Here is a 20,382-nt window from a genome sequence, read left to right as displayed (position 1 = left end):
GCGATGTCGATCCCGAGAAAACCTGACATGTCCCCCTCCGAACCTGTTGCAGGCTGGCCGCACAGGCGACCATCCTTGTGCATCCAGGCTCACCACGGAAAGGGGCCTTCGATACCGTCCGGTCTCAGGTGCGGCACAGCGAAGGGGGCCTGATCTCAGGCACGCACTTCAGAGAGGCAGGGACAAACAGGCTCTCCCTTCACCAGCCTCGCGCAGCTTACTGCCGACGCTGGGCAAGACATACAAGGGACTGCCGGCCGGGGAGGGGGCTCGTCCACCTGGACAAGGGCCACGACCTTGCCCCGGTGCGGGCTGATCATTGGGAACCAGAGAGGCGCGCCGAGCATCCTGCCTCGGCCAATTGGCGCTGAAAGACCTGGTTCTCGCCCTCCTCTCCGCGACCTCGCCGCCATCGAGGGCATCGTCGGCCTGTGGAAGAATTTCCGCCGCGGCGCCGCGAGGTGCGCGACCGTCCGGCGGTCACCTTCCTCTCCGCCGTCCGATCATCGCGCTTGCCGGCCACTGGTTATAAATCAGGGAGCCAGATCAAACCGGTATTGGCCGCCGCAGCATCCCCAGTTCTGTCATCGCCACAGGCGGCACCGGCGCAGGTCTCTGATCCTTGACGGGTGGCACATATATTAAGGGGTAGATCAGGCCAAGTTAACCCAGAATAGGAAGTTTTCCTACCTCTTTTGATAATACTTACAAATACCTCAAAAGATCATCGTGTGTCTTCGCGGCAACAGCGTGGCAAAAACACAAATCCTTTCCTCTTCCTGACGTTGTCTTTGCCGAAACATCGTGTCTTTCATTGGCCTCACGGCAGGGCCGTTCCTGGCGGCTCAAGTCCGCAGGGGGAAAATTCCGGGTGCCGCCATGAGCACACCCATCTCGTCACGGAGAGTTTGGACCATGAAAAAGATTCTTCTCGGCAGCACCGCCCTGATCGCGGCCGTGTCGCTGTCCATGCCGGCGTCGGCCGCCGAAAAGATCCGCCTCGGCCTCGGCGGCAAGCTGGAGCAGTACTTCGGCGTCGTGTCGCAGGACGATGCCCCGGGCTTCGATCCGACCACCACCGGCATCAACACCGACACCGAAGTCTACTTCTCGGGCGCCACCACCCTGGACAACGGCCTGACCATCGGCGCCATGATCCAGCTGGAAGCCCAGACCAACTCGGACGTCACTGCCAACGCTGACGAGCAGTACGCCTACATCGAAGGCGCCTTCGGCCGCATCATCGCCGGCCAGAAGGACGGCGTGCTGACCCAGCTGGCCCACGAAGCGCCGCAGTACGGCCTGGCCGACGACGACGTTTCCGCGTTCTTCAACCCGGCCAACCTGCTGACCAACTACCGTCGCGGCGTCGACACCACCCTCGGCGGTCAGGACAACGCCAGCGTCAGCTACATCTCGCCGTCCATGGCGGGCTTCAGCTTCGGCGCCACCTTCATGCCGAACGTCAACGGCGCCCTGCAGGCCAACAGCGAGACCCAGCTGCACAACCAGTGGGAAGTCGCCCTGGCCTACAACGGTGAGTTCAGCGGCTTCGCCATCGGTGCCGACGTGGCCTACATTGAGGCTTCGGGCGCCAACGCCGCCGATGCCGAGGATCCCTGGGGCTGGCGCGCCGGCCTGATCCTGGGCTACGCCGGTTTCCAGGTGGGCGGCAGCGTGCTGCAGCTGGAAGACGCCGCCGGCAACGCCGGTGAGGACAGCCTGACCTGGAACGCCGGTATCGGCTACAAGACCGGCCCCTACGGCGTCTCGGTGGTCTACCTCGAGTCCGACTTCGACGATCCGGTCACCGGCGACAACTCGGAATACCGCCAGGTGTCGCTGCACGGCAGCTACGCCATGGGTCCGGGCGTGACGCTCGCCGCCGCGGCCTTCTGGGCCGAAGGTGAGCAGAACTACGGTGCGGCCGCGGCCGGCAGCGACAGCGTCGACGGCGTTGGCGGCATCGTCGGTCTGCAGCTCTCCTTCTGATCCGCTACCGGCGCAAGCCGGGAGCCGAGGGGGGGATGACGGCCCGGCCGCGCAAGCGGTCGGGCCGTTGCCTATTCTGCAGGCAACTTCGGCATCAGCGGGCGCCGATGGCTGGAATGTGACCAAATAGTAACACCCAGGGCGGAATCCGTTCACACGTCATTCATCTCCGTTGCCGCCGGGCCGCGCCCGTGGCTTCTTCTTCTTGTTCAGTTTCGGAGGCCGTTTTCCCGATTCGCCGGCACCCGCGGCGGATGGCCATCCCCAGGGAGTTGAACTGGAAATGAAGAAGCTTCTCCTCGCGACTTCGGCGCTTGTCCTCGCTGGCGCTGCCGTTTCCCCCGCCATGGCTGCCGAGAAGATCAAGCTCGGCCTGGGCGGCAAGATGGAACAGTACTTCGGCGTCACCTCGCAGGACGATGCCCCCGGCTTCGATCCGACCACCACCGGCATCGCGACCGACACCGAGGTCTATTTCTCCGGCGCCACCACCCTGGACAACGGCCTGACCATCGGCGCCATGATCCAGCTGGAAGCCCAGACCAACGCTACTCCTCAAAATGAAAATGCTGACGAGCAGTATGCCTACATCGAGGGCGCGTTCGGCCAGATCCAGGCCGGCCAGAAGGAGGGCGTGCACGCCCAGATGGCGCACGAGGCGCCGCAGTACGGCCTCGCCGACGACGACTTCGGCGATTGGTTCGCACCGGGCGATTACTATGCCGGCTTCATGAACGGCTGGAACGGCCTGGACACCACCCTGTCCAACGACGACGCCTCGATCAGCTACATCAGCCCATCGCTGGCCGGCTTCAGCGTCGGCCTGACCTGGACCCCGTCGCCGGGCGGCGCGCTGCAGGCCAACACGGTCACCAACGCCCACAACCAGTATGAAGCCGCCATCGCCTATAACGGCGAGTTCGGCGGTGTCGCCATCGGTGCCGACGTCGCCTACATCGGCGAATCGGGCGCCGACGACAACAACGCCACCACCACCGATCAGGCGGCGTGGCGCGGCGGTCTGGTCATCGGCTACGCCGGCTTCGAAGTGGGCGGCAGCTACCTGCGCACCGACGACAACGACGGCGCCCGCGGCGACGACCGTGAAGTGTGGAACGCCGGCATCGGCTACAGAACCGGTCCCTACGGCGTGTCCATCACCTACACCGCGTCGACCCTCGACTACGGCAACGGCAACAAGGACAAGCTGTACAACGTCTACCTGGGCGGCACCTACGCGATGGGCCCGGGCGTGACGCTGGTCGGCGCTCTGTACCACGCGGAAGCGGAACGCCGCCTCGCCAATGCGCCGGACCCGGAAGACGTCGACGCCCTGGGCGCCGTGGTCGGCCTGCAGCTGGAGTTCTGATCGGCTCCTGCCGGTACGGACACCACAGGCCCGGCGGGACACCGCCGGGCCTGTCGGCTTTTCAGGGCCATGCCGGTCCCGGCCGGCTTCAGCCGGCGGCCGGGTCCGGGTGGCGCCGCGCCTGCGGGTCGATGGGCAGCAGGTGGGTCAGGTGGCGTTCCAGGTCGGCTTCGTCGGAGCCGGTGTAGTTCTTCACTTCCTCCGCCACCACCTTCTGGGCCAGCGGCTTCGGCATCAGCTCGCGCACCGAACTCATGGTCTGGGCCGGGGCGCAGATGATCAGCTGGTCGAACTCGTTGCGCTGGGCGTGGCGGGTGAGGTCGTCGATCACTTCCCGCATCAGCTCGTGGCGGGCGCGGTCCTGCGGGTTGGACTTGGGCTCGTAGGCGCTGCGGCCCTCGTCCTCCATGTTGCTGGAGAACGTGCGGCCGGGCTTGTCGCGCTGGACCTCGCGCGCCTTCACCGCCTGCCCTTCGAACTCCCGGTGCTCCAGCCGCTGGACCGGCTTGCCGGGGCCCGCGTGGACGAAGAGGCGGGCCTGGGAGCCGTCGGCCACCAGGATCCAGGTTTTTGTCGCGTCCATGGGATACCTCGCTTGCTGCTTGGTTTCCCTTGGAAACGGGGGGCGAGGCCCGCGGGTTTCCCGGTCGTCGGGAGCACCCGCCGGGCGGGCCGCGCCGTCAGGCCGGATAGACCAGCGCCACCGTCTCGTCGGCGATGGCCACCTGCGCCGGCAGGCGGGCGATGATGTCGCCGTCGCCCTGCACCGGCTCCCGCGCCGGGCTGCCGTCGATGGTGAAGGAGGTGGAGCGCAGCACCTCCACATCGGCAAAGTCGGCCAGCGCCCCGGTGGCGAGGCCGACGGCATAGCGCAACACGTTCCACATGCCTTTTCTCTTCAGCAGGATCATGTCGAGTCGGGGTTCGGTCAGCCCGCCGTCGCGGACCACCACGAAGGGCCCGCCGTAGAGGCGGCCGTTGAGCGCCACCGCCGTCGCCGCCTGGTGTACGGCGCCGGTGACGTGGTCGGTGACGGAAAGGGTCGGGAAGGGGTAGCGGCGGGACTGGCGCAGCATCTCCCACACGTAGGCGGCCTTGCCGAAGCGGCGCTTGAGCCGCAGGTCCACATGCTCCACCACCACCGCATCGAAGCCGGCGCCGGCCATCAGCAGGAAGCAGCGGTCGCCGGCGCGGCCCAGGTGGATGCGCCGCACCGGCCCGGTGGCCAGCGCCTGCGCCACCTTGGCCGGCGCCAGCGGCAGGCCGATCTCGTGCGCCAGCACGTTGGCGGTGCCGAGCGGGATGATGCCGAGCGGCACCCGGCTGCCGGCGCTGACCAGACCGTTCACCGCCTCGTTGATGGTGCCGTCGCCGCCGGCCACCACCAGCACGTCGCAGTCCTCCGGCGAGGCGGCGGCGGCGAAGGCCTCGGCATCGCCCACCTTGCCGGTTTCCCGCAGCACCACCGCGCAGCCGTGCCGCTCCAGCGCCGCCAGGGTGGCGCGCAGGCGGGGGGGGCGGTTGCCGCCGGCGGTGGGGTTGAAGATCACCATCAGGCGGCGGACGCCGGCAGGGCAGTCGGCAGCGGTCGGCCGGTCGGCGCGCGGGGAGTCGAACACCATCTTCTCCAGAATAGAGGAACCATGGCAGGTGCACATCCGCACCAGATCACGAACGCCTGAGGAAAGTCTGATCGTTACAGTGATACTTCAGAACAAAGACAAGAATGTTTCTGGCCTGTTAATTATTCTTGTCTACGGGTGAATTTCGTTCTCTGTGTGCCGCCCTTATACTACACATTGCGCCCAGATCAACCGCCCACACGGCATTTTTTGCAAGCAGCGGAAGATGAATGCGGTGAGCACGCAGCGCCGGTACCGATCCGTCTTCATTTCCGACGTCCACCTGGGGACGCGCGGCTGCAAGGCGGATTTCCTGCTCGACTTCCTGCGGGTGGTTGAAAGCGACAACCTCTACCTGGTCGGCGACATCGTCGACGGCTGGCGCCTGCGCAAGCACTGGTACTGGCCGCAAAGCCACAACGACGTGCTGCAGAAGCTGCTGCGCAAGGCGCGCAAGGGCGTCAACGTGGTGTTCATCCCCGGCAACCACGACGAATTCGCCCGGTCCTACACCGACCACGAGTTCGGCGCCGTCAAGGTGATGCACGAAGCAACCCACATCGCCGCCGACGGTCGCACCTATCTGGTCATGCACGGCGACCAGTTCGACGGCGTCATCCAGTACGCCAAGTGGCTGGCCTACCTGGGCGACTGGGCCTACACGACGGCGCTGGCCCTGAACCACTGGTTCAACGTCGCCCGCAAGCGCTTCGGCCTGCCCTACTGGTCGCTGTCCAAGTACCTGAAGCACAAGGTGAAGAACGCCGTCGCCTTCATCGCCGACTTCGAGGCGGCGATGGCCGGGGTGGCGCGCCAGCGCGGTGTCGACGGGGTCATCTGCGGCCACATCCACCACGCCGAGATCCGCGACATCGACGGCATCCTCTACTGCAACGACGGCGACTGGGTGGAAAGCTGCACCGCGCTGGTCGAGCACTACGACGGCCGCATGGAAATCCTCGACTGGACCGAGATGCGGCAGTTCAGCGCGCTGGACGCCTATGAACGCGCCCGCACCGAACCCTCCGGCCCCGTCACCGTCCCGCCCGAGGCCGTCGGCCCGGCACCGGCCCCCGTGGAGAACACCCCGGCATGCGCATCCTCCTCATTTCCGATGCTTGGTCGCCTCAGGTCAATGGTGTGGTCCGCACGCTCCTGACCCTCAAGGAGCAGCTGGCCGAGCGGGGGCATGAGGTGTTCGCCATCACCCCCAACGACTTCCGCACCATCCCCTGCCCCAGCTACCCGGAAATTCCGCTGGCGCTGCTGCCGGGCAACAAGGTGGCGCGGATGATCGAGCGGTTCCGCCCCTGCGTCATCCACATCGCCACCGAAGGGCCGCTCGGGCTGGCGGCGCGGGCCTACTGCGTCAAGCGCGACATCCCCTTCACCACCGCCTTCCACACCAAGTTCCCGGAATACATCCAGGCCCGCACGCGGCTGCCGCTGTCGGTGGGGTACAAGGCGGTGCGCTGGTTCCACCGGCCGTCGCGCTGCGTCATGGTGGCCACCGACGGCATCGAGGCGGAACTGAAGCGCTGGGGCGTCGGGAACATCGGCCGCTGGGGCCGCGGCGTCGATACCGACCTGTTCCGCCCCGACCCCGACGCCCGCGCCCTGTTCGGCGACGGCGGCGACGGGCGGCCGGTATTCCTCTACGTCGGCCGGGTGGCGGTGGAAAAGAACATCGGTGCCTTCCTCGACCTCGACCTGCCGGGGCGCAAGGTGGTGGTCGGCGGCGGCCCGATGCTGGACGAGCTGAAGCGCCGCTATCCCGGCGTCACCTTCACCGGGCCGAAGTTCGGGCACGAGCTGGCGCGCCACTTCGCCGCCGCCGACGTCTTCGTGTTCCCGTCGCTGACCGACACCTTCGGGCTGGTGGTGCTGGAGGCGCTGGCCTGCGGCACGCCGGTTGCCGCTTTCCCGGTGGCCGGGCCGAAGGACGTGCTGCAGGGGGCGCCGGTCGGGGTGCTCGACGACGACCTGCGCAAGGCCGCCCTGGCGGCGCTGGAGATCCCGCGCGAGGCCTGCCGCGCCTTCGCCCTGCGCAACAGCTGGGATGCCAGCGTCGACCAGTTCCTGGCCAACCTGGCGCCCTTCGCCACCGATGCGTACTTCCCCTCCCTGCTGCCCGAGCGCGAGACGCAGGCGGCGGAGTAGGTGCAAGCTGCCGTGCTCGGAGAAGGGAGATCCTGTTTGGCCCTGCCTCTCCGGAGCACTTTCCCCTCGTTCGGGGTCATAGCCGGCGGCGGCGAAGACGTTCAAGCACTGGGCCGGCATGATCGCGTCGATATCCTGGCGGATCTCCTCCCGCAACGCTTCCCTGGTTCTGGCCGCGGCTTTCTGGATCTCGACGAACTGGGTGTCGTTGCCGACCAGGGAGAAATCCACGGCTCCATCCCCGTCCGCCAGGCCCGGGCGTCGCGGCTGGTCGCGCATAGGCGATGGCTGACGCATCATCCAGTGGGCCGCCACGGTCGCTGCCGCGGCTGAAATACCAGTTGCTCAAGGTTTTGCCCCTCCTCGACCGCCGGCAGTGCCGCCGGGCGGCACGGTGATCCCTGCACCGACTAACTCGGTCCCCCCTCTCGGCCGCGCTCAATGCGGCGGGGGAGGGGGCTGAGGGCACCTGCGGCCCGAACTGTCGCTGCTGCTATCGAAAGGGAGCAACGCGAGGCAGGGTGGTGACGCGGTCCAGGATGGCGGAGCCGTCGTGGCGGTCGAGGGCGGCGCGGCGGTAGATCCGTGGCGGGGCCGGGTGGGCGGCAGGGGCGGTGGCGGAGGGCGGAGGGGCAGGAGGCGCGCAGGGCAGGGTGATCGGCAGCAGGCGGCCGTCCTGCAGGCGCCAGGCGTGGTCGACCAGGGACAGCGTGTCCGCCCGGTGGGCCGTCAGCAGGGTGGTGATGCGCCGCCGCCTCAGCTCGGCCAGGATCAGGGCCTGTACTCCGGCATCCAGCGCCGCCGTGGCTTCGTCGAGGACGAGCAGGCCGGGCCGGCGCAGCAGCACCCGGGCCAGCCGCACCTGCAGGATCTGCCCGGCGGACATGCCGCGCGGGTCGAGCGGCGTGTAAAGGCCCATGGGCCAGCGCGCCACCTCTCCGTCCAGGCCCACTGCCGCCAGCGCCGACCACGCTGCCGCCGCGTCGTGGGGCGTGCTGCCGAGAAGGTAGGACCGCAGCGTCATCCCCGGCAGCGGCTCGTCCTGGAACAGGGCATCGCAGGCGGCCCGCAGCACGGTCCGGTCGCTGTCCCGCAGGCTGTGGCCGCCGAGGCGCACGGTGCCGCGCTCCGGGGCCAGCAGGCCGAGCAGGATGGCGATCAGCGTGCTCTTGCCGGCGCCGGAGGGGCCGACCACCGCCACCACCTCGCCGGCGGCAACCTGGAGCGAGGCGCCGTCGAGCACCGGCGGGCCGTCGGCGCGGTAGCGGAAGTGCAGGTCTTCGGCCGTCAGGGTGGCGTCGAAGGCGGCGGGGGCCGCACCCGCGTCCTCCACCGGGCCGGACAGGAACGGACCGACCCGGCGCCACTGGCGGCGGTGGTTCAGGCTCTGGCGCCCGGCGTGCGCAAGCAGCCATGCCGCTGCCAGGACAGGCGCGGCGACGGGCGCGACGGCGGTCAGGGCAAGGCCGGCAAGGGTGGCGCCTCGCACCGCCGCCTCGGCCCACGCGAGGCGCCGCAGGGGAGCGCGGGCGGCCTCGTCGGCGGCCTGCTTCTGCCGCTGCCAGTGCTCGACCACACGGTTCAGGCCGCCGTTGCCCCGCAGGTCCGGCAGGGCCCCGACCAGGGCCGCAAGGGTGTCGTCGGCGGCCTGCCGGGCGGAGAGGGCGGCGGCCGGCATCGCCCGCTGCGTCTGGCCCGCCAGAAGGCGTCCGGCGGCCTCGCTCCAGGCCGCCAGGTGGTCGGGGTGGCGGGCCTGGACCCAGGCCGGTTGCAGGCGCAGGGCGTGGCCGGCGAGCTGGATTTCGCCGACCGCCATGCCGATCGCGCGTCGCCGCCCGGCCCCCAGGTCACCGGCCGCGGCGCCGAGCGCCACCGCCGCGGCGCCGAGTACCCCCGCCGCCAGCGGCAGGCCGGGCACCAGCAGGCCGGTGCCGAGGCACAGCAGCAGGGACGAGGCGGCGGAGGGCAGAGCCGGGCGCGGCCTGTCCAGGGCCGGCTGTTCGGGCAGCGGGCGGCGATGGGCGGCGATGGCGTCCTCGGCCACCGCGCTGGCGTCGGCATCGGTCAGGGGGCGCCGGCTGCCGTCGGCCAGCACGAGGGAGTAGCGCCCGTTGCGGCCCGGCAGCAGGGGCGTCCAGCCGAGGGCGGCATGGCGGACCAGCAGCGGCTCCAGGCTGTTGTGGCGCCAGGCGTCGCCGGTCAGGCGGACGTGGCGCAGCACCACGCCGCTGCGGCGGGCGGCGTGGCGCAGGCCGGCCAGCCCGCCCTCCGTCCTCGTGTCAGCCTCCAGAGGCGGCGGCAGCCCGAGGGCCGCCAGCAGCCGCTCCAGGCCCGCCCGTTCCTCCGCCTCCGCCGGGGTAGGTGGCGGTGGTGGCGGTGCGGGCTGGGGCGCCGGTCCGCAGTCCTGCGAGACGACCGCCGCGCCCGTGGCGGTCAGGCGGCCATCGCCGAGGTGCCACACGGCGTCGCAGGCGGCGAGGCTTTCCTCGCGCTGGCTGATGAGCAGAAGGGTGATGCCGTGGCGGCGCAGATGCCGGCGCAGGAGGGTTTCCGCCTCCAGGTCGACGCCGTCCAGGGCCTCGTCGATGATCAGGATGTCGGGGCGGCGCACCAGGGCGCGGGCGATGCCGAGCCGCCGGCGCTGGCCGCCGCTGAGGTTGCGCCCGTGCGCCTCGACGGGCTGGTGGAGGCCGCCGGGGCGGTCGCTGAGTTCTTCCCACAGGCGGACGGCCCGCAGGGCCTCCTGCACTGCCGCATCGGAGATGCCGTGATCCCACAGCGTCACCGCATCGCGCAGCGACGCCTGGACCAGGATCGGTCGCTCGGTGACCAGCGCGAGGGTGCCGCCGCGCGTGGCGGTGCCGTCCCACGGCAGCACCTGACCGGCGGCGATGGCGGCGAGGGTGCTCTTGCCGGCCCCCACCGGGCCGGTGAGGCCCACTTGCGCGCCGGCCTCCAGGCGCAGGGTGAGGCCGTCGAGCAGGGGCGGGGCGGCGGTGCTGTAGCCGAAGCGCACCGCCGATAGCTCCAGTACCCCCGGCGTCGCCGTCGACGAGGTCGGCTGATCGGCCGGCGGGGCGGCCTCGATGTCGGCGAGCAGGGCGGCCTCGCGGCGCAGGTGGAGCAACCGCCGGGCCAGCTGCCCGACCCCCAGCCACGGCCACAGCGCCAGAGCGGCGAGGGCGAAGGCCGGGCCGCCGCCCGTGGCTCCGGCAACCGCCACCGCGGCCGCGGCAAGGCCCACCGTGGCGCCCCGGTGCCAGGCCGCGGCGGTGACGGCGCGGGCCAGCGTCGCCGAGTGCTCCGCCCGGCTGCCGGCGATCTCGGCCAGCAGGTCGTCGTCGCGGCCGTCGAACAGGTACGACGGCAGGCGCAACGGCACGGCAAGCGGAAGGTCCGGCAGATCGTCGCCGGCCACCGCCTCGGCCCGCCGCCGGATGGAGCCCCGCGCGGCCGTGGCGACGGCGGCCAGCGCCCCGCAGGCGACCGCCCCGGCGACGGTCGCCGCGCCGGCAACCGGGTGCATCAGGGCGAGCGTGACGCCCGGCACGGCGGAGGCCGCCAGCCGGGCGGCGTCCACCGTAACCGGGGCGAGGATGTCGCGGCCGACGCGCTGGCCGCTGTCGGCTATGGCCTGAAGAAGGGACGGGCTGCGGTGGGCGATGCTGGCCGGGCTGCGGCCGAGCAGGGTGGAGAGGCTGTCGCTGCCGATGCACTCGTCCAGGCGACGGGACAGGTGGCGGCCTGCCGCCAGGGTGGCGGCCAGCAGGGGCGGCAGCGCCAGGGCGGCGGGCCAAAGCTCGCCCGCCATCAGCGTCGCCACCGCCATCACGCCGGCCTCGCCCGCCACGACAGCCGCCGTCCACGGCGCCGCCGCGACGGCAGCGCGCCGCAGGATGGCGGAACGTGCTCGCCAGGGCCGGCGGGGGCGCACCTGCGGTCCGGGGGTGACGGCCAGGGCCACGCCGGTGAACATGCGGTCGAAATCGGCCCGATCCATGCGCATGGGCCCGACCGCCGGGTCGTTCACCTGCACCCAATGGGGCGTGATGCCTTCCACCACCACCATGTGGTTGAAGGACACGAACGCCATGAGGGGGAGGGGGCGGCCGGCGAGGGCCTCGGGTTCGCAGCTGACGGCGTGGGCCAGGAAACCGTAATGCCGCGCCAGATCGCGCAGGCGGCGGAGCGAGGTGCCGTCGCGGGAGGCTCCGGCCACCGTGCGCAGCTCATGCAGCGGCACATGGCAGCCATGGTAGCCCATCAGCATGGCGAGGGCGGCAAGGCCGCACTCGGTCATTTCGTGCTGCAGGACGGTGGGGGTGCGAACGGTCACGGCCCGGTCCGGTGGTCGACGGCTCGCACTGCTGGATCTCCGCAGGAAAGGGGCTCCCGGAGACCGGGAGCCCCATTTGCCTCAGCCGAAGCCGATCTTCGCGTTCTTGCCGAGGTCCTTCATGGTGGGCCGCGGCGGAACGCCGCCGGCCACCAGATCGAGTTCGTCGTCGGACAGAACGGTTTCGTCGGTGGGGATCAGATTGAAGGTGCCGTCCTTGTTCTCCACCAGCTTCAGCGGCAGCGGCAGGTCGATGCCGTAGTGCGCCTTCACGGCGGCGTTGATGTCGGCATCCGCTTCGGCGCGGAAGGCCGCGTCGGTCTTCAGGCGGGCGGTGGCGGCGGCGATGGTGTCGGCGCCGAACAGGGCCTCAAGGTCAAAGGACATCAAAAGATACTCCTGAGAATGGTTGATGGTTTATTTTTGTAGTGTTCGAAAGGTAATCCTCAGTTCCCATGCCTCGTCCACCTTCAAATGGAGGGGGCCGAAGCGGCGTCGCACCATGGCCATCATGCGTGGCAGGCAGGTGTGATAGATGGCGATCGACTGCGGGCCGAGCAGGGCGGCCTGACGGTCGAAGGCGTGCCAGTAGGCGCCGACCAGGGCGCCGGTGTGCCACAGGTCGGGCCGCAGATAGGCGGAGCGGTAGGTGACGGCCGGGCGGTCGCGGTAGCCGGGCAGGGGCACGCCCGCCGCCTGCTCCGCCATCACCCAGCCCACCAGGGCGCCGCCGCGCCGCACCGCCACCGAGCATTCGGGCAGCGGCGCCGCCATCGACCAGTCGGGGTGCATGTGCGGTACGTAGCCCTCGCCGCCGGCCATGGCGGCGATGGCGGCGTGGTCGGCGGCATCCAGCGGCCGCCACGGCGCGAAGCTCACCCCCTCGGCATCGCGCAGCCGGCCCGACACCGCCGGCCAGCGCGCGACCGCTTCCACCATGGGGCCGGCCTCGCTGAAGCAGATGAGTTCCCGCAGCTCCGGCGGGCCCCAGCCGGCGGCGGTTGCGGCGGCGACCAGGGCGGCCGCATCCCCCGCCGGCAGACGGCTGGAGTACGCGGCGGCGGCGCGGTGGGCGCCGGCGGCGGCGGGCGCCTCGGCGAAGGCGGCCAGCAGGCGGCGGCCGAACCCCTGCCGGCGCAGCGCCGGCGTCACCACCACCGACAGCAGCAGCGCCTCGCCATCGTTGCCCAGGGTTCCGAGCGCGAGGCCGACCGGCACCCCCGCCAGGGTGGCACCGACAGCCAGCCACGGCAGCGCCAGCGCGCCCAGGCAGGGGGCAAGACGGGGATAGGTGAGGCCGGCATAGGCCGAGGTATTCCCGGCGAGCGGCGCCAGCACGACGGTGGAGCGAGGCCGGGCCGCCGCGACCGGGTCAGCCATGGCTGTCCACCAGGCGGGCGGTGGCGAGGGTGCGCAGCAGGCGGTCGAAGCGGTCGCCGGCCTGCGACAGCGAGTCGAGGATGGCGTCGTCCAGTTCGTCGGCCAGCACGCCTTCGTCGGCAAGGCTCGCGTCCTCGCCGTAGCCGAGGCGGCGGACGGTGTTGCGCAGGCGGTCGGCCAGGAACAGCGCCATGGCCTTGTAGAAGCGGCCGGTGAAGGCGGTGTCGCTGGCCAGCTTGGCGCTGAGATCGGCGCGCGACAGTTCCAGCACCACGCAGCCCTCCAGCGCCTCCACCGAGGCCGAGGGCGGGGCGCTGTCGACGAAGGACATCTCTCCCACCACCTCGCCGGCGCTGAGGCGCGCGACCGTGCCGACGCCCCGCACCGTGACCGCCACATGCCCTTCCAGCACCACGAACAGCGAGGCGATGGGCTGCCCTTCGGTGATCAGCCGCTGGCCGGCGGCGATGCGGCGGCGGACGCCGGCATGGGCCAGCCACTCGACATCGCGGTCGTCGAAATGGCCGAGGATGTACAGAACCTTGCGCATTCCGCGCGTCCTCCCGTGGTTAGAGCATCTGGCGCCGCGCCATGTCGGCGAACGGGCCCGGCGTGGAGACAAGCTTGTCATAGGGCCCCTGCTGCACGATGCGGCCGCCGCGCAGCACGACGATGCGGCCGGCCTGCTGCACCGAGGTCAGGCGGTGGGCGATGACGATGCGGGTGACCGGCAGGGCGGCCAGGGTTTCGGTGACGATGGCCTGGGTGCGGTTGTCGAGGGCGCTGGTGGCTTCGTCCAGCACCAGCAGGCGCGGCCGGCGGATCATGGCGCGGGCCAGCAGCAGGCGCTGGCGCTGGCCGCCGGACAGGGTGGCGCCGCCGTCCAGCAGGGGGGTGTGCATCTCCATGGGCATGGCGCGGATGTCGGGCTCCAGCCCGACCAGCCGGGCCGCCGTCCAGGCGTCCTCCAGCCCGAGGCCGCTGGTGCCGACGATGTTGCTGAGGATGGTGCCGCCCGAGACCTTGCCGCTTTGCAGCACCACGCCCATCTGCCGCCGCACCGCCGCCAGATCGAGGTCGGCGAGCGGCTTGCCGTCGAGGAAGATCTCGCCGCCCTGCGGCCGCTCGAACCCCAGCAGCAGGCGCAGCAGCGTCGATTTGCCCGAGCCGGAGGGGCCGACCAGCGCCACCCATTCCCCCGGCTCGATGGCAAGCGACAGGTCTTCGATGAGGCGGGCGCCGCCGCTGTGGTAGGCGAAGGTGACGTTGGCGAACTCGACGCCGCCGCGCAGCACCGCCGGGTCGCGGCCCTGGCCGGCTTCTTCCGGCACCGCGTCCAGCACCGGCCGCAGGCGGGTGTACAGCGGCACCGCCGCCAGCACGTCGGTCAGCGATTGTCCGACGGCGTTGAGCGCCGCCAGGAACTGGCCGAAGGCGGCCAGGAAGGCCAGCATGGCGCCGGGCGTCAGGCCCTGCGGCGGGCGCGTCGGGTCGCCGCCGCCGAGCAGGTGGCGGCGGCGGTCGATGGCGGCGTCCTCGATCACCAGAACGGCGACACCGAGCAGCAGCAGCGTCGCCACCGCCGGGAAGGCGGCATGGAACACCGTCAGGTGGTTGGAAACCCGGCCGGCGGCGGCGAAGTGTCGCTTCTGGCCGGCATAGAGGCGAGCCCAGGCGCTGAAGGCGCGGTCGACGGCGGCGGCGGCCTTCAGCTTGCCGATGCCGGCCAGGATCTGGAACACCAGCCCCTCCACCCGGCCGCGGGCGTCGGCGTGGCGGGCCTCGTGCCGCAGCTGCACCGCCGCCAGCCCCACCGTCGTCACCAGCGAGGCAAGCGCCAGGGCCAGCCCGACCAGCGCCAGCCAGGGGTCGAAGAAGAACAGCGCCGCCAGGCTGAAGGCCGAGAACAGCAGGCTCTGCAGGGCGGTGAGGGCGGCGCCGGACAGCCGCTCGCGGATGCCCTGCACGCCGAGCACGCGGTCGGCCAGGTCGCCGGCGCTGAAGCGGCTGTAGAAGCCGGGCGCGAGGCGCAGCAGGCGGTCGAACATGCCGGCCTGCAGCGACCAGTCGAGACGGCCTTCCACGGTCAGGGTCAGCAGTTGCCGCACCAGCTGGAAGGCGCCGGCCCCCAACGCCGCCGCCAGCAGGCCGCCGACCAGGATCAGGTGCTGGTCGGCCATGGCGCGCGGGATGATCTCCTGCACCAGCAGGTTGGTCGCAAAGGGGACGCTGAGGGCAAGCAGCGCCGTCAGGGCGCCGAGCCAGCCCAGCCGCCGCAGCACCGGCCCGGCATCGCGCAGCCCGAACCGCACCAGCGCCGCCGCGCCCAGCGGCGTGTCGGGCAGCCGGCGATAGAGCATGCGGGCCTGCGGCTTGAGCCGGTCGGCCAGACGGGCATCCACCCGCCGGACCGTGCCGTCGGCCGGATCGTGCATCATGTAGCCGCCGCGGACCGGCAGCAGCGCCACCGCGGCGGCACTGTCGCCGCCGTTGTCCTTTTCCCACCACGCCAGCAGCGGCCCGCTGTCGCGACGCCACCAGCCGTCGCGCAGCAGCACCATGCGCCAGCGGATGCCCGATGCCTTCAGCACCGCCTGCAAACGGTCGCCGCCGGTGTCGGCGGTGGTGGCCGGGCGCAGGGTGAGGTCGAGGTGATGGGCGAGCAGATGCAGCGCCGCCAGCTCCGGCACCGTCTCGGCCGGCGGCGGCGGCGGGGCGTCGGGCTCCGCCACCTGGGCGAGGGCGCGCAGGCCGTCGGTGCGCGCCCGGCGGTTGATGTCGTCGCGCCGCCGCTGCCGCTCGCTCGCCTGGGCGGCGCGGCGGCGCAGGGCGCTGTCGATGACGGCGGCGGCATGGGCGTGGTAGGCGGCCAGGGCCTCGCCCGTCGCGGCATCCGGCAGGGCGTCGAGCACCTCCACCTCGCCGCGGTCGAGGCAGTGAAGCCAGAGGGTACGGGTGAGCGGCACCGGCGCCGCGCCGGGGGCCAGGGGCTCGACCGCCTCGTCGCCGCCGCGCAGGCGGAAGCGGCCACCCTGCACCACCACCCACACCGGCAGCAGGGCCGTCCCGCCGCACCGCAGGCCGGGGGCGACATCATGGTGGCCGGGAGCCAGGGCGAGGTCGGCGCCGCCGGCCCCGGTGCCGCCGCCACCCGCCATCTCCGCCAGCCCGGCGGCGAGGGTGGCGACCCAGTGGTCGCGGGCGGCGGGCGGCATGGCTTCGGCGGTGTGGCCGGCGTCCTCCACCTCGGCGCCGAGCCCCGGCACCGCCCGCACCTCCCAGGCGGCGCCGGCCGGGGCCGGCAGGGGCGGCAGCCAGCCGCCGGCCTCGACCCGGCAGAGGAAGTGGTGGCGACCGCTGTCGCCGTCGGCGGTGCGCTCGACGGCGAACAGGTCAACCGCCCCCCGTCGCACGATGCGCGGCACGGCAGGCGCGGAGGCGGCGCGGACTCCCGCGACGGGGGCGTCAAGCAGGGCCATGTCAGCCGCTCCGGATGAGGTCGGCATAGACGCCGTTGCGGGCCATCAGCGTCTGGTGGGTGCCGCGCTCGACCACCTGGCCGCGCTCCAGCACCACGATCTCGTCGGCGTCGCGGATGGTGGACAGGCGGTGGGCGACGATGAGGCAGGCGCAGCCGCGCCGCCGCAGGTTGGAGTCGATGGCCAGCTCCGTCGCCGGGTCCAGGGCCGAGGTGGCCTCGTCCAGCACCAGCACCGCCGGATCGTTGACCAGCGCCCGCGCCAGTTCCAGCCGCTGCCGCTGGCCGCCGCTGAAGTTGAGGCCGCCCTCGCGCACGGCGCTGTCGTACCCGCCGGGGCGGGCGGCGACGTCGGCGTGGATCTCGGCATCCTTCAGGGCGCGGGTGAGCACCTCGTCGGGGACGTCGGGGGCCCACAGGGTCAGGTTCTCCCGCACCGTGCCCTCGAACAGCATGATGTCCTGATCGACGTGGGCGACGGTGGCGGCGAAGCGGGCCGCCGGCAGGTGGCCGATGGGGATGCCGTCGAGCAGGATCTCCCCCTCCCACGGCGCCAGCAGGCCGCAGACCAGACGGCCGATGGTGCTCTTGCCGCTGCCGGAGCCGCCGACCAGGGCGATGCGCTTGCCCGGCTCCAGCACCAGCGAGACCGCCTCGATCAGCGGCCGGTCGAGCGGCGAATAGCCGAAGGTCACGCCCTTCAGTTCGATACGGCCGCGCGGCGGTCCGTCGGCCCCGGCGGGAAGGGGCGGCGGCTCCGCCGGCGGCGGGGCGTTCAGCACGTCGGACAGGCGGGCGAGGTCGCCCTTCACCAGTTGCAGGCGGGTGCCGAGCTGCGTCAGGCCGGCCAAAGGTGCCATGAAGGCCTGAAACAGGCTTTGCAGGGCGACCAGGGCGCCGATGGTCAGCGCCCCGTCCATCACCCGCCAGCCGCCGATGCCCAGCACCACCACCGGCGCCAGGGCGGCGGTGAGGGCCGGCACCCCGGCGAGCAGGGCGGAATGCAGGCCCATTTCCTGCCGCGTGGTCAGCAGCCCGGCCTGATGGCCGCTCCACAGGGCGAAGGCGTCGGTTTCGGCGCCGGTCGCCTTCAGGGTCTCGATGTTGTGAATACTGCCGACCGTCGCCGACAGCAGCTTGCCCTGCTGGCCGAGCAGGCGGCGGTTGAGGTCGTCGCGGCGGCGGCCGGCCAGGGTCAGGGCGCCCAGGTTCACCGCCCCCAGCACCACCGCCGCCGCCGCCATCACCGGATCGAACAGGGCGATGACGGCAAGGTAGAAGGCCAGCGACATCATGTTGAACAGGTTGGTCGCCAACTCGCCCGACAGAAGGGTCGCCACGCGGTCGGTGGCGGCCACCCGTCCGGCCAGTTCGCCGGCATGGCGCTGGGTGAAGAAGCGTAGCGGCAGGGCCATCAGGCGGGCGAGGTAGCGGCTGGCGAGGGTGACCGCCAGCTTGCTCTCCAGCCGCAGCAGGTAGTGCTGCTGCAAGGCGGTGACGCCGGCCTGCGCCACGGCGGCGAGCGCCAGCCCGATGATCAGCGGCGCCACCCAGGTTTTCATCTGGTCGACCAGCACCCGGTCGACGAACTGGCTGGTCAGGCCCGGCACCACGATCCCCGGCAGCACCAGGAACAGGCTGAAGGCGGCCACCAGCGCCAGCGCCGGACGGGATCCGGCCAGCAGCCCGGTCAGCTGGGCGAAGGGGCGCGGCGGAGTGCCGCCGGGGGCGAAGTCCGGCCCCGGCTCCAGCGCCAGGACGACGCCGGTGAAGGCTTCGTCCAGATCCTGGCGGGAGACCTGGCGCGGGCCGCTGGCCGGGTCGGTGATGTGGACGCGGTCGCCGACGATGCCCCGGAACACCACGAAATGGTTGAAGTTCCAGTGCAGGATGGACGGCACCGGCAGATCGAGCAGGCCGTCCGGCTCCTTGCGGAAGCCCTTGGCGCCCAGGCCGAAGCGACGGGCCGCCCGCAGCACGTTGGAGGCCTTGGCGCCATCGCGCGACACGCCGCAGGCTTCGCGCAAGGTTTCCAGGCTCTCCCACCGGCCATGGTGGGCCAGCACCATGGCCAGGCAGGCGGCGCCGCACTCGGTCGCCTCCATCTGGAGGATGGTGGGAACGCGCACCGGCCGCCTCCGCCGCCGGGGCAGGGGCGGGGCGGTCATCCGTCCAGACCCGTCTGCTTGCGGATCAGCGGCACGATCAGGGTGGCGGGCGTCTGCTCGCGCACGGTGATGTCCAGCTCCAGCGTGGTGCCGCTGAACAGGCTGACGGGCGGCCCCTGGCGCGACGACCAGGCATAGCCGCTCGGCGTGTCGCCGGGGGTGAGGTCGATGCGCACTTCGTAGGGGGCACCGTCCTGCGAGAAGGTGGTGATGAGGGCGTCGTTCTGCAGCACTGCCGCCATGCCCTCGCGGGTGGACGGGAAGGCCGAGATGCTGCGCACGGTGCCGAGCAGGCTGCCGTGTTCCTCCCGCCGCACGTTGGCGGGGGCGATGCGCACCGGCATGCCGGCGGTCACCAGCTTGCCGTGGCGGGTGGGGATGTAGGCCACCGCCTCCAGCCCCTGACCGGCGCTTTCGATGCCGAGGACGCCCTGGCCGGCGCTGACCATGGTGCCGGCGGTGGCGCGGATTTCGGTCACCCGCCCGGCGGCCGGGGCGAGGACGTGGGTGTCGCGGTCAAGCTGGGCTTCCAGCTCGCGGATGGTGCGCTCGGCGGTGGCGACGGCGGCCTCCGCCTCGCTGCGGTCGCGCTCGTGGCGCAGCACCACCTCGTTCTCCTCCGCCTGAAGGCGCAGCAGGGCGGAGCGGCCGTCGGCGACGGTCTGCTGGGCGCGGGCGAGGTCGGTCTGGATGGCCTGCACCTGGGTGCGGGTGGCGATGCCCTGGGCGGCCAGGTCGCGGTGGCCGCGCAGCCGTTCGGTCAGCCACGCCACCTGCTCCTCGGCGGCGGCGATGGACTGCTCCAGCGCGTTGCGCTGCTGGGCGAGGTTGGCGCGCACGATCTGCAGTTCGCGGGCATGGGCGGCGGTGCGCCGGTCCAGGTCGGTGGTGCGCTCGGCAAGCAGGTCGCGGGCATTGGCGAGGCGGGTGACGATGTCGCTCTGGAGGATGCGGGCGATGGGCTGGCCCTCGCGGACGCTGTCGCCCAGGCTGACCAGCACCGCCTCGATCCGGCCGGCGGTGGGACTCATGGCCGAGACCACCCGGCCCTCTCGGGCGATGAGGATACCCTTTCCCTGCACGTTGGTCGGAATGGTGCCAAGGAAGGCCCAGGCGACCAGCACCGCCAGCAGCACCCCCAGGGTAGCGGCGACGATCCAGCCGCGCGGGTCGGTGATGACGATGGTGCGGTCAAGCTGATCGGGCGACGACAGGCGATCCAGCGCCGCCTGGCGGAACGGCGGCCGGGTCGTCATGGTGCCGCAGCCGCAGCGGGGACAAAGGCCGGCGGGCGCGCCTGTGCGGACGCTTCAACGGGATGCAGAACCACTCTCTGTGCTCTTCCCCAGGACCTGATGGACCCTCACCGCGACCCCCGGCGGTTTCCCCGCTCCTCCGGCTGCCGCCGCCTCATAACTTCACAATCGGACAAACTGCTTGAGGCTGCAGTTATCTAACCATAAAGATTCGCTGCGCGCACCTCAATCTGTCGGGGCATCTCATCCGAAAGGCGCCCCTGCTGCGTCCTCCGGTTGGGCGGCGGCGGACGGCATGGTGGAAGCGGGATGAGAGCCGGTCCCTGTCCTCGCGGGGTGATGCGGCTCACCCCGCGCCGGACGATGTTGATGTGATGCGGGCGGTGGAGGCGTGGCCGTGGCCGCGCGGCCTTCAACCACTCGGCGTGGTCGGCCGCAGAGCAGGTGACGGAGCCTGCCGGGCCGCAGGCGTGCCACCCAAGGACAGGGGTTCGATCGCCAACCCTAAAACAAAACACCCGCCGTCTCGCGACAGCGGGTGTTCCGGGAATTCTGGTGGTGGACTCTACCACTCTGACAAACTTTCCTCAATAATGCCTGCGGGTTGCTGCGGAAGCACGC

The 20,382-nt window shown here is 71.6% G+C and carries 13 protein-coding genes; 4 read left to right on the top strand and 9 right to left on the bottom strand.

The features are described 5' to 3' along the window. Positions 1–915 precede the first annotated feature (915 nt). Together ABD056_RS05150 and ABD056_RS05145 are read left to right on the top strand one after the other, a co-directional pair. Positions 916–1,992, top strand: coding sequence for a porin (locus tag ABD056_RS05150; RefSeq protein WP_343865041.1), 1,077 nt, complete (start codon positions 916–918; stop codon positions 1,990–1,992). A 283-nt stretch (positions 1,993–2,275) separates the two neighbouring features. Then, positions 2,276–3,361, top strand: a complete 1,086-nt coding sequence (locus ABD056_RS05145; protein WP_343865039.1) for a porin — start codon at positions 2,276–2,278, stop codon at positions 3,359–3,361. Positions 3,362–3,449: 88 nt separating this feature from the next. On the opposite strand, the gene ABD056_RS05140 is transcribed toward ABD056_RS05145, so the two are convergent. Both ABD056_RS05140 and ABD056_RS05135 read right to left on the bottom strand, forming a co-directional pair. Next, entirely contained in the window at positions 3,450–3,944 is a 495-nt protein-coding gene (locus ABD056_RS05140) for a baeRF12 domain-containing protein (protein ID WP_343865037.1), read from the bottom strand. 97 nt (positions 3,945–4,041) lie between these two features. Further along, positions 4,042–4,983, bottom strand: a complete 942-nt coding sequence (locus ABD056_RS05135; protein ID WP_343865035.1) for a diacylglycerol/lipid kinase family protein — start codon at positions 4,981–4,983, stop codon at positions 4,042–4,044. A 226-nt stretch (positions 4,984–5,209) separates the two neighbouring features. Here ABD056_RS05135 and ABD056_RS05130 point away from each other — a divergent pair, with 226 nt between their 5' ends. Continuing rightward, the gene (locus ABD056_RS05130; RefSeq protein WP_343865033.1) at positions 5,210–6,142 is read left to right on the top strand and encodes a UDP-2,3-diacylglucosamine diphosphatase; all 933 of its coding nucleotides are present in this window, start codon (positions 5,210–5,212) and stop codon (positions 6,140–6,142) included. Then, positions 6,076–7,143 carry a glycosyltransferase family 4 protein gene (locus ABD056_RS05125; protein WP_343865031.1) on the top strand — a complete coding sequence of 356 codons (1,068 nt, stop codon included), beginning with the start codon at positions 6,076–6,078 and terminating at the stop codon, positions 7,141–7,143. The genes ABD056_RS05130 and ABD056_RS05125 overlap by 67 nt, the downstream gene beginning before the upstream one ends. 493 nt (positions 7,144–7,636) lie before the next feature. Here the strand turns inward: ABD056_RS05125 and ABD056_RS05120 are convergent, their stop codons facing one another. From ABD056_RS05120 to ABD056_RS05090, 7 genes are all read right to left on the bottom strand, one after another. Beyond that, positions 7,637–11,479: an ATP-binding cassette domain-containing protein gene (locus ABD056_RS05120; RefSeq protein WP_343865029.1), complete on the bottom strand. Its 3,843-nt coding sequence runs from the start codon at positions 11,477–11,479 to the stop codon at positions 7,637–7,639. Between the two features lie 81 nt (positions 11,480–11,560). Further along, positions 11,561–11,866: a hypothetical protein gene (locus ABD056_RS05115; RefSeq protein ID WP_343865027.1), complete on the bottom strand. Its 306-nt coding sequence runs from the start codon at positions 11,864–11,866 to the stop codon at positions 11,561–11,563. 30 nt (positions 11,867–11,896) lie between these two features. Then, on the bottom strand, positions 11,897–12,859 hold the full coding sequence (locus ABD056_RS05110; protein ID WP_343865026.1) for a GNAT family N-acetyltransferase: 963 nt from the start codon (positions 12,857–12,859) through the stop codon (positions 11,897–11,899). Next, a complete protein-coding gene (locus tag ABD056_RS05105) occupies positions 12,852–13,409 on the bottom strand; it encodes a cyclic nucleotide-binding domain-containing protein (RefSeq protein WP_343865024.1) in 558 nt (185 codons plus the stop codon). Before ABD056_RS05105 ends, ABD056_RS05110 begins: the two co-directional genes overlap by 8 nt. A 19-nt stretch (positions 13,410–13,428) precedes the next feature. Further along, entirely contained in the window at positions 13,429–16,338 is a 2,910-nt protein-coding gene (locus ABD056_RS05100) for an NHLP bacteriocin export ABC transporter permease/ATPase subunit (RefSeq protein ID WP_343865022.1), read from the bottom strand. A 1-nt stretch (position 16,339) separates the two neighbouring features. After that, complete coding sequence (locus tag ABD056_RS05095) at positions 16,340–18,466, bottom strand: NHLP family bacteriocin export ABC transporter peptidase/permease/ATPase subunit (RefSeq protein WP_343865021.1); 2,127 nt, start codon at positions 18,464–18,466, stop codon at positions 16,340–16,342. Between the two features lie 35 nt (positions 18,467–18,501). Beyond that, positions 18,502–19,761, bottom strand: a complete 1,260-nt coding sequence (locus ABD056_RS05090) for an NHLP bacteriocin system secretion protein (protein ID WP_343865020.1) — start codon at positions 19,759–19,761, stop codon at positions 18,502–18,504. Positions 19,762–20,382: the final 621 nt, after the last annotated feature.

This window comes from Caenispirillum bisanense, from assembly GCF_039523075.1.
In the GTDB taxonomy this organism is placed as follows: domain Bacteria; phylum Pseudomonadota; class Alphaproteobacteria; order Rhodospirillales; family Rhodospirillaceae; genus Caenispirillum; species Caenispirillum bisanense.
Note: the sequence above shows the minus strand (reverse complement) of the source record. Positions and strands in the feature narration are given on the sequence as shown.

Bases quoted from the DNA above. Each gene is read 5' to 3' on its own strand.
- ABD056_RS05150 (WP_343865041.1), top strand. From the start codon at position 916: ATGAAAAAGATTCTTCTCGGCAGCACCGCCCTGATCGCGGCCGTGTCG.
- ABD056_RS05145 (WP_343865039.1), top strand. From the start codon at position 2,276: ATGAAGAAGCTTCTCCTCGCGACTTCGGCGCTTGTCCTCGCTGGCGCT.
- ABD056_RS05140 (WP_343865037.1), bottom strand. From the start codon at position 3,944: ATGGACGCGACAAAAACCTGGATCCTGGTGGCCGACGGCTCCCAGGCC.
- ABD056_RS05135 (WP_343865035.1), bottom strand. From the start codon at position 4,983: ATGGTGTTCGACTCCCCGCGCGCCGACCGGCCGACCGCTGCCGACTGC.
- ABD056_RS05130 (WP_343865033.1), top strand. From the start codon at position 5,210: ATGAATGCGGTGAGCACGCAGCGCCGGTACCGATCCGTCTTCATTTCC.
- ABD056_RS05125 (WP_343865031.1), top strand. From the start codon at position 6,076: ATGCGCATCCTCCTCATTTCCGATGCTTGGTCGCCTCAGGTCAATGGT.
- ABD056_RS05115 (WP_343865027.1), bottom strand. From the start codon at position 11,866: ATGTCCTTTGACCTTGAGGCCCTGTTCGGCGCCGACACCATCGCCGCC.
- ABD056_RS05110 (WP_343865026.1), bottom strand. From the start codon at position 12,859: ATGGCTGACCCGGTCGCGGCGGCCCGGCCTCGCTCCACCGTCGTGCTG.
- ABD056_RS05105 (WP_343865024.1), bottom strand. From the start codon at position 13,409: ATGCGCAAGGTTCTGTACATCCTCGGCCATTTCGACGACCGCGATGTC.
- ABD056_RS05100 (WP_343865022.1), bottom strand. From the start codon at position 16,338: ATGGCCCTGCTTGACGCCCCCGTCGCGGGAGTCCGCGCCGCCTCCGCG.
- ABD056_RS05090 (WP_343865020.1), bottom strand. From the start codon at position 19,761: ATGACGACCCGGCCGCCGTTCCGCCAGGCGGCGCTGGATCGCCTGTCG.